The following is a 2,609-nucleotide window of genomic DNA, read 5'->3' as shown; positions in this document are numbered from 1 at the left end:
TTATATGACGGCTGGAAAAAGGCCGTTAAAGCGGCTATGGTATTTAAATAAATATATTCAAATCGGAATACTTATGATATTATAATGATAAGTTAATATTTTGGCAGGAGATTAGGAGAGACCACAAAAACATTACCGAAGAAGGTAGTGTCTTTTGTGGTCTCTTTTTATTTGCCCTGATAAATAAATTTGCATATTAAATAATATGTTCTTTAAAACTGGGAGGAAGAGACCATGAAATTTTCAAACTTAAACCGCAATGAAATCGTTCAACAACTAAAAACTGAAGCATTTGATGTGTTAGTCATTGGAGGAGGAATCACTGGAGCCGGAATTGCCCTAGATGGACAGACAAGAGGAATGAAAATGGCTTTAGTAGAAATGCAGGATTTTGCAGCAGGAACGTCCAGCAGGTCGACAAAATTGGTTCATGGCGGACTAAGATATTTAAAACAATTCGAAGTAAAAATGGTAGCGGAAGTCGGCAAAGAAAGAGCCATTGTTTTTGAAAATGGTCCTCACGTCACTACACCAGAATGGATGCTGCTTCCTATGCATAAAGGTGGTACATTCGGCAAGTTTAGTACATCAATTGGCTTAAGAGTTTATGATTTTTTGGCAGGTGTCAAAAAATCAGAAAGACGCACCATGTTATCTATTCCAGAGACCTTAAATAAGGAGCCGTTAATCAAAAAAAATGGGCTGAAAGGCGGAGGTTATTATGTAGAATATCGAACTGATGACGCTAGATTAACAATTGAGGTTATGAAGGCTGCAGTAGAGCATGGTACAATCGCAGCAAATTATACAAAGGTACTGAATCTTATGTATGAAAATGGCAAGGTTGTAGGTGTTTTAGTGCAGGATCTGTTGTCTGGAGAAAAATACGAAGTGCGAGCGAAAAAAATTGTAAATGCTGCAGGCCCGTGGGTTGATTCTATCCGCGAAATGGATCAATCAAAAAAAGGAAAAACCTTACAGCTTTCCAAAGGAGTCCATCTTGTAATCGATCAGTCCCGCTTCCCGCTTAAGCAGGCCGTTTATTTTGATACTCCAGATGGAAGAATGGTTTTTGCCATTCCAAGAGAAGGCAAAACATATGTAGGTACAACCGATACATTCTATAATCAAGATGCCATCAATCCAATGATGACTATAAGTGATCGAAGCTATATTATCAATGCGATTAATTACATGTTCCCGGATGTGAAAATCAATGAAAAGGATATTGAATCAAGCTGGGCAGGAGTTCGCCCACTCATCTATGAAGAAGGGAAAAATCCATCGGAAATTTCTCGGAAAGATGAAATTTGGGAATCACATTCAGGCTTAATTACCATTGCAGGTGGAAAATTAACCGGTTATCGGAAAATGGCCGAAACGGTTATAGATCTAATCGCCAGTAATTTTAATGTAGAAGATGGGAGACATTTTCCTGCTAGCAAAACCAAAAAATTGCCAATTTCTGGAGGAAATGTAGGGGGATCATCGAACTACCGGAACTTTGTTTCGAAGAATATAAATAAGGGCGTTGAATTAGGGCTAACCAAAGAACAAGCTGAGCTGCTAGCAGGAACCTATGGTTCCAATATCGACCGAGTGTACCAATTGGTAAAAAACAATAAAAAAGATGCACAGTCCTTCGGAATTCCATTAGATTTATTTGCTAAACTGATCTATGGAATTGAAGAAGAAATGGTAATGACTCCAATAGATTTCTTTAATCGACGAACTGGTGCCATTTTATTCGACATTCAGACAGTAAAGAAGTCAAAGGTTCAGGTCATTAACTATTTAGCTCATAAACTAAATTGGACGGACACAGAAAAGAAAAATTATTTCAACGCACTCGAAGAGGCATTATTAGCCGCTACCATCCCGGCTGATGATCAAAAAAGTATTCCAGACGCTGTCAATGAATAAACTGCCGCTTGGCAGTTTTTTTCATATTTCATGAAAGTTTGACAATATTGTGAACAAATAGTTCGAAGTAACGACATTTCTTGTGAAATCAGTCATAATACCAAAATGAAATATTTTTTCGTTCGATATTTCACAAATAGTGATATTTTTAGTTGTCTACTAAGGACGAAAAGTGCTATTCTATCAATTGTATGAATGGAAAAACAACAACAAAGCCAAAATATGAGAAAAGCCTCCTATATTGGCTTATTTTAATTTTAAAGGAGTTTGATTTATCATGGCAGAAAAGCAATACAAAGTAATTGCCGACACAGGAATACACGCAAGACCCGCAACATTACTAGTACAAACGGCCAGTAAATTTGATTCTGAAATTAATTTAGAATATAAAGGAAAAACCGTTAACCTAAAGTCAATCATGGGCGTTATGTCACTGGGAATTGGCCAAGGTGCGGAAATTAAGATTACTGCAGAAGGCAGTGATGCTGACACAGCTCTAAGCAGCTTAGATGAAACTATGAAAAAAGAAGGACTGGCAAAATAATGGCATTCTTAAATGGGATAGCAGCTTCTAATGGTATCGCGATCGCAAAGGCATATCGGCTTGTAGAGCCAAATTTAACTTTTGATAAAAAATCTGTTGATGATGTGACAGCAGAGGTAGAACGCTTCCGTCAAGCAATCTC

The 2,609-nt window shown here is 37.4% G+C and carries 3 protein-coding genes; all 3 read left to right on the top strand.

Annotation, left to right across the window (positions count from 1 at the left end):
• Positions 1 to 234 precede the first annotated feature (234 nt).
• Positions 235 to 1,923: a glycerol-3-phosphate dehydrogenase/oxidase gene (locus V7083_RS23305; RefSeq protein WP_335482547.1), complete on the top strand. Its 1,689-nt coding sequence runs from the start codon at positions 235 to 237 to the stop codon at positions 1,921 to 1,923.
• A 277-nt stretch (positions 1,924 to 2,200) separates the two neighbouring features.
• Entirely contained in the window at positions 2,201 to 2,467 is a 267-nt protein-coding gene (locus tag V7083_RS23300) for a phosphocarrier protein HPr (protein WP_335482546.1), read from the top strand.
• On the top strand, positions 2,467 to 2,609 hold a 143-nt coding region (locus V7083_RS23295), incomplete at its 3' end, for a phosphoenolpyruvate-utilizing N-terminal domain-containing protein (RefSeq protein WP_335482548.1). The genes V7083_RS23300 and V7083_RS23295, both read left to right, overlap by 1 nt.

Origin of the sequence: Bacillus sp. JJ1764, from assembly GCF_036962145.1 — a bacterium.
In the GTDB taxonomy this organism is placed as follows: Bacteria; Bacillota; Bacilli; order Bacillales; family Cytobacillaceae; genus Neobacillus.
Note: the sequence above shows the minus strand (reverse complement) of the source record. Positions and strands in the feature narration are given on the sequence as shown.

Bases quoted from the DNA above. Each gene is read 5' to 3' on its own strand.
- V7083_RS23305 (WP_335482547.1), top strand. From the start codon at position 235: ATGAAATTTTCAAACTTAAACCGCAATGAAATCGTTCAACAACTAAAA.
- V7083_RS23300 (WP_335482546.1), top strand. From the start codon at position 2,201: ATGGCAGAAAAGCAATACAAAGTAATTGCCGACACAGGAATACACGCA.